Annotated in this window: 2 protein-coding genes and 1 pseudogene; all 3 read right to left on the reverse strand. The window is 66.7% G+C overall.

Annotated features, from left to right (window positions below; genetic code table 11):
- Positions 1-2,743 (reverse strand): double-strand break repair helicase AddA (gene addA, locus JWR89_RS22840; RefSeq protein WP_299720399.1); only part of this gene is annotated, 2,743 nt, incomplete at its 3' end.
- On the reverse strand, positions 2,740-5,892 hold the full coding sequence (gene addB / locus JWR89_RS22845; RefSeq protein WP_299720400.1) for a double-strand break repair protein AddB: 3,153 nt from the start codon (positions 5,890-5,892) through the stop codon (positions 2,740-2,742). The genes addA and addB, both read right to left, overlap by 4 nt.
- Positions 5,893-6,113: 221 nt before the next feature.
- A pseudogene (locus JWR89_RS22850) lies at positions 6,114-6,511 on the reverse strand (nucleotidyltransferase family protein); the annotation flags it as partial.

Below are 6,511 nucleotides of genomic sequence, written 5' to 3' on the forward strand. Positions count from 1 at the left end.
GCGGCACGTTTTGCATGTGCAGGCCGGAGTTTTCGAGGCCCTTCAGGATCATGTCGTACCAGGATAGCGGCCGCACCTCGTTGCGGTTGCCCGGCATGCAGCCGCCGACAATCAGCCGGTCGGCGGCCCGCGTCATCGCCACATAAAGCAGCCGGCGATATTCGTCCTCGGTCTCCTGGATTTTTGCCGCGCGAGCGGCGGCCACATCAGGCGGATCGTCGGCCTTCTTGCCGGCCCACACCACCACGCCCGGCATATGCGGTGCGGCATTGCCCTGCGGCAGGTGAATGAGATGAAGCCGCTGGGTATCCGATGGCGAGGACGTCGTATCCACCAGGAATACCACCGGCGCTTCGAGGCCCTTGGCGCCATGCACGGTCATGACGCGGACTTCGTCGCGCGTGATCTCCATGTCGCGCTTCACTTCGGTGTCGGCGGCGCGCAGCCAGGCGACAAAACCCTGCAATGACGCCGGCGCCTTCTGCTCGTAGCCGAGCGCCAGCTCTAGGAACTCATCGAGCGCGTCGTTGGCCTCATGGCCGAGCCTGCTCAGAATACGTGCCCGGCCGCCATCGCCGCCGAGCAGCCAGGCATAAAAGGCGAACGGCGTCTCATGGGCGACGCGGTCTTCACAGACCTTGAAGCGTTTTCGCGCGGCACTGAGTTTTTCGTTACCTTCGGCGTGTTCATCCAGCGCGGCGCGCAGCGTGCCCGTCCGCTTCCATGCCAGCTTGAACAGATCGTCATCGTCGAGCCCGAACAGCGGGCTCTTCAGCGCCACCGCCAGCGCAAGATCGTCCTGCGGCAGCAGCAGCGCGTCGGCCAGATGCATCAGGTCGATGATCGCGATGTGCTCGGTGAGCTTCAGCCGGTCCGCGCCCGCGACCGGAATGCCGGCGTGCTTCAGCGCCTGAATGATGGCGTTGAACGCCTTGCCGCGGCGGCGCACCAGCACCAGCATGTCGCCATAGCGTAGCGCCCGGCGCCGGCCGATCGCGCCGGTGGCGGTGCCGTCGGCAATCAGCGTCTTGATCTCGGCCTGTACCCGCCGCGCCAGTTGCACTTCGGGGCTGGTCTCGGAGGCATAGTCGAACGGCGCTTGCCATCCTTCGATGGGCGTGCGCTCATCCGGCGTCTGCAATTCCCACAGGTCGATCAAGCTGGGGCCGGCATCCTCCAGCGCTTCGTGCACGGGATAGGCGCCGACATTGTGAATGCTGCGGTAGATCGCCTCGTCGCGGAATACGTGATCGACCGATTGCAGGATCGCCTTGCCGGAGCGGAACGAATAGGTGAAGGCGACCGGATCGAAGGTATGACCGGCACTCTCGAAGCGGCTCTGCAGCGAGCGGCGACGCTCGTCGAATTCGCGCGGTGCGGCGCCCTGGAATGAGAAGATCGACTGCTTCTCGTCGCCGACCGCGAAGATGGTGCGCTTGACGCCGTCGCGCGCGCCGTCGCCGGAGGTGAATTCCGAAATCAGGTGGGTGACGATGTCCCACTGCCGCGGGCTGGTGTCCTGCGCCTCGTCGATCAGCACGTGATCGACGCCGCGATCGAGCTTGTAGTGCACCCAGCTCGACGACACCCGCTCCAGCATCTCCAGCGTCTTGTCGATCAGGTCGTCGTAGTCGAGCAGCCCGCGCTCCTGCTTCTCGCGCGCGTAGTTGGCGGCAACGCCGGTGGCGATCACCAGCAGCGATTGGGTGCGGTCGCGCATGGCCACGGCGCGGCGGCGCGCCAGCAGCGCGGACAGGCGCTCGCACTCGTTCCTCAGCGTGGCGGCGAGGCCGGGATGGCCGTCATTGATCTTCTTGGTGGCCAGCGCCTTGCGCGGCTCCATGGTGCCGGTGAAGAATACGCGCAAATATTCATCGACCTGCGCGCTGCCGTCGAGATCGAGCGCGCCGCGCAGCCGCGCCGCCTGATCGCCATCGGTCTTGCTGCCGGTTTCAAAGACTTCCGCCGCGGATTCCCAGCGCCTTCGCGGCAGATGCGGGCCATCCACCATCTCCAGCTCGACCGCCTCCGTGGAATCGTCAGGCTGAACGCCGAGCGCCTGCGACAGTTGCGCCATCGCAGCCTCCACGCTGCCGGCGCGTTCGGTCCAGGCCAGGAACTGGTCGCGGCTCAGCGAGGCCTCGCGCACCACGTCGCGAAAGGTGACGTCGGCGGCAGAGGTCATGGCGGTCGCCAAGGCGCGACCCTGAGCGCTGTCCGGATGAGCCGCGGCCTGCAGCAGCACGTCGAGCGAGGCGCGCTCCATCATCTCGTTCTGATCGCGGTCGTCGAGCACGCTGAACCGCGCTGGCACGTTGGCCTCGAATGGAAACTGCTGCAGCAGCCGCGTACACAGCGCGTGAATGGTCTGCACCTTCAGCCCACCCGGCGTCTCCAGCGCGCAGGCAAACAGCTCTCGCGCACGCATGCGCGTCTTCCGGTCCGGTGCGGCGATGCCGGCATTGCGGATCGCTTGGTCGAGCGCGGTGTCGTCCAGCGTCACCCAGTGACCGAGCGTAGTGAACACCCGCTCCGCCATGTTGGCGGCGGCGGCCTTGGTGAAGGTCACGCAGAGAATCTTTTCGGGCGGCACGCCGCTCAACAGCAGTCGGATCACGCGATTGACGAGCACATAGGTCTTGCCCGAGCCGGCATTGGCCGACACGAACACCGACGCCGTCGGGTCCGAGGCGCGCGCTTGCTTCGCGGTGGCTTCAGCGGGGATGTTGCGCGGGGCACTCATGACTCGCCTCCGGCGTCGCCGGCGGCGGACCATTCCTTGATCCGCGCCAGGGCGTCATAGGCGCCATAGCGGTTCGACCACATCGACAGGCTGAGCGACGCGTAGGGCGTGGTCGCGTCCTCGAATTTCAGGATCAGCGCGGTGAGCTTGGCACGCGCTTCATCGGCGGCCTGGTCGGGATATTGCGGCTCGTCCTTGCGGTCGATCCGGAGATCGACGACCTTCTCTTCGCCCGGCGGGTTGTTGCCGCTGAGCCGGACATAGACCAGCTCGCTGACCGATGCGCCGGCCGGGATATTTTCAAAGCCGCCCTCGCGCAAAATGGCCGCCTCCAGCGTGAGCTGCGGCGACAGCCCCATGCGGACCTGCTTGCCGGATGGCGGCTGGCCGGTCTTGTAGTCGATAATGGCGAAGGTGCGATCCGGGCGGCGCTCGATGCGGTCGGCGCGGGCCGAGAGATAGAACGTGCGGCCGCTGTCGAGCGGGATCGCGATCTCGCCGCGCTGTTCGGCATCGATGCTGGCGACGTTCAGCCGCCGGTCGATCTCCCAGTTGGCGAACCACGAGGCGATGCGCAGATAGCGCGGCCACCACAGCGCGCGGGCCTCCGGCCGCGTCATCAGCGGTGCAAAATGTTTCTCGCCGATATCGCGCAGCACGCGAGCGGGATCGTCGGGCAATGCGGTGCTGAATTGCCTGGTGAAGTCGCCGAGCGATTCGTGGATCGCCGAGCCGCGATCGGCGGCCGACAGCGGCATATCGACGGGATCGAGCGGCGCCAGCCGCAAAATGTATTTGGCGTAGATTGTGTAGGGATCGCGCAGCCAGTCCTCGATCGCGGTGACCGACAGCCTGGTCGGTCGCGCCTCGCGCGGCGGGCGTGGCGTCGGCTGCGCGATCGGCGTGACGGCATGCGGGCGGTCGAGTGCGTCGGCGTAGTGGATATATTTCTCGCCCGCTGCCACCGCGGCGTCCCAGCGCGCCTCGCCGGCGACCGCTTCGAGCCGGTGAAGGAAGCGCGACGCCACCGCCGGCGCGCCGCCGACTTTGGCGGCATGGCTGAGGATGACGTCGTCGGCGCCGAGCAACTGCGTGAAATCGTGCGCGGACAGGCCGATGCGGCGCTCCGGCAGATCGAGCCCGAGCTGGTGTCGCATCGGTCGGCTCAGCCATGGATCGATCCGCGGCGCCGGCGGCCAGATGCCCTCGACGAGCCCGCCGATGATGACGCGGTCGCTCTGCGTCAGCCGCGCTTCGAGCGGGCCATAGATGCGCAGTTGGGCATGGGCGACTTCCGGGCGACGCACGGTCTTGTCGCCGAATGCGGTGTGAAACACCTCGGCATAGTCGCCGAGCGGCACCATCAATCCACTCGGCGCTATCTGGCCGTTGGCGATGTCGCCCAACAGTTCGTCGAAGGCCTTGGCCAGCGCCTGCCCCTGATGGCCGTCGAAGCCCGAGCAGAGCCCGATCTCGTCGAGCGACAGCGCCTTGACGACATCCTGATGCCGCTTCGCGAGATCGGCAAAGTCGTGCGGCTTGAAGCGATCGATGCGTTCGAGCGGCGACAGTGCCTCGCGAAGCGCTGCAATCAACGCTTCCGCTTCGATCAGCCTGTCGTCGCCGAGTTTGGTGCGTGGCTCCGCCGCGTGCAGCGACGAGGTCTCCTGTCGCCGCAGCTTTGCCAGTTCATCGCGAAACCGGGCAAAATCCTTCGCCAGTCCGTCGCTACGCGCTTCCGGTCGCGTGCCGCGCAGCAGCGCCATTTCCAGCGTTTCCACTGCGCTCTTCCAGCCGCCTGCGGCGCGGCCGAGCCGTAGCAGCGGATGTTTCAGCAGCGCGAGCAGGGTCGCGGGCTCCAGCCCTTCGGCAACGGCTTCTGCGGCAAGTCGCGCGAAAATGCCATGCGGCGTGTCCATCAGGGCATCGCCGCCGGAATCGTCAACCTCCAGATTCCAGCGGCCGAGCGCCGCCATCACGCGGCGGGCGAGCGCGCGATCCGGCGTCACCAGCGCGGCGGTGATACCGAGTTCGCGCGCCTCGCGCATCGCCACCGCAATCGCCAGCGCCTCCATCTCCGGATTGGCGGCGGCGATGACGGCGAGCTTCTGCATGCCGTCGGCGATCTTTTGCGTCACGGCGGGCTGCGCCAGCCGCGTATGCCACTGCGCCGTGGCGTTCGACGGCCGCATGGTCTCCGAGGCGAGCATCTCGCGGCCCAAAGGCGACGGCGTGCCCAGCGTCTCCACATCGCTGCGCTTGATACCAAAGCGCTGCAGCAGGCCGAACATCGCGAATTGCGGATGGTTCGACGACGGCGGCGCATCGTCGGAGCCGCCGATCAGTTGCCACGCTTCGTCATCGAGGTCGGTATCGAGTCCGGGCAGCACAACGGCGCCATTTGGCAGGTCGGCGATGGCGCGGAGAAACTTTGCCGTCGCGGGCATCGAGCCGGTGGAGCCGGCGGCGATCACCGGGCCGTCCTGATGCGCTGTCAGCCGTGCCGCCTCGGCTTCGATCAGGATGTCGCGCCGCGCTGCCGGTTCGATGCGACCGTAGGCCTTCAGGATATCCGGCCAGACTTCCCTGGCGATGTTGAGAAACTGCAGCGTCAGCTGCCAGTATTTGTCGAGTGCGTCGGGCACCAGGCCATCGAGGGACGCCCAGTCGACTTTCCGCGTCACCATGTCGTCCATCAGCCGCGCCAGGTCGTCGGCGAGCTTCAGCGTCGAAGCGGGCCCGCCGACCACCAAAGGCGTCTGCGCGGGATCGCCGGGCGCAATGCGCTTGGCCCAGGCCGCGATCAACTGCGCCAGCAGCAGCCGACGCTGCAGCCCGTCGAGAGCGGGCAGCGTGTCGAGCTCGGCAAAATTGGTCTGTGGTGCTTCTTGCGCAAAATCGATTTCGTCTTCGTCGATGTCGTTGAAGGTGACGATGCGTGGCAGCACCACGGCGTCGGCGTCGAGTACGTCGAGAAAAATCTCGCGTGCCATGCGGCCGGCGCGGCGGGTCGGCAGATACAGCGTCGCGGTGGCGAGCTTTTCCGGCGCTTCGCGCGCGGAAAATCCCTCGACCAGCCGGCCATCGACCAGTGCGGTGATCAACGTGCGCAGAAACGGCGCCGAGGGGGGAACACTGAAGACGCGCATGAACATCCTGATTCGCGAACAGGATGCATCATGGCATGGGCAGAAACGCGGCGGGAGTCGGAGCAGCGATTCTCAGGCCCCAGTAGCCGTCATTGCGAGGAGCCCTTGCGACGCGGCAATCCAGAGCCACAAGCAAAGGCTGGATTGCTTCGTCGCAAGGGCTCCTCGCAATGACGGAGAGGGGGCGCGGGACCGGCGCGGCAATGCAGCAAGAATCAGTCTCACGCCACGCTGGCGAGAAACGCTTCTTCGGCGGCGTGCACCGCGTCGGGGGTGCCGACGTGCATCCACAGGCCGTCCAGCCGAAGGCCGAACAGGCGCTCCTGCTCGTTGGCGCGGTCGAACAGTTTTGTCAGCGAGAATTCGCCGCCCGGCGCGTTTGCGAACAACGCCGGCGACAGAATCGCCACGCCGGCATAGACGAACGGCACCACCTGATTTTCCTTGCGGCGGCGCAGCGCGCCGTCGGTCAGCATGGCGTAGTCGCCGGATCCGGCATAGCCGATGCTGTTGGCGGTCGGCGCCATCAACAGCAGGATGTCCATCCGCTCGGGATCGAACGCTTCGGCGAGCCGCGCGAGATTCGGCCGCACACCGTCGATCCACATGGTGTCGGCGT

The organism is Tardiphaga sp. (assembly GCF_028290785.1).
GTDB lineage: Bacteria > Pseudomonadota > Alphaproteobacteria > Rhizobiales > Xanthobacteraceae > Tardiphaga.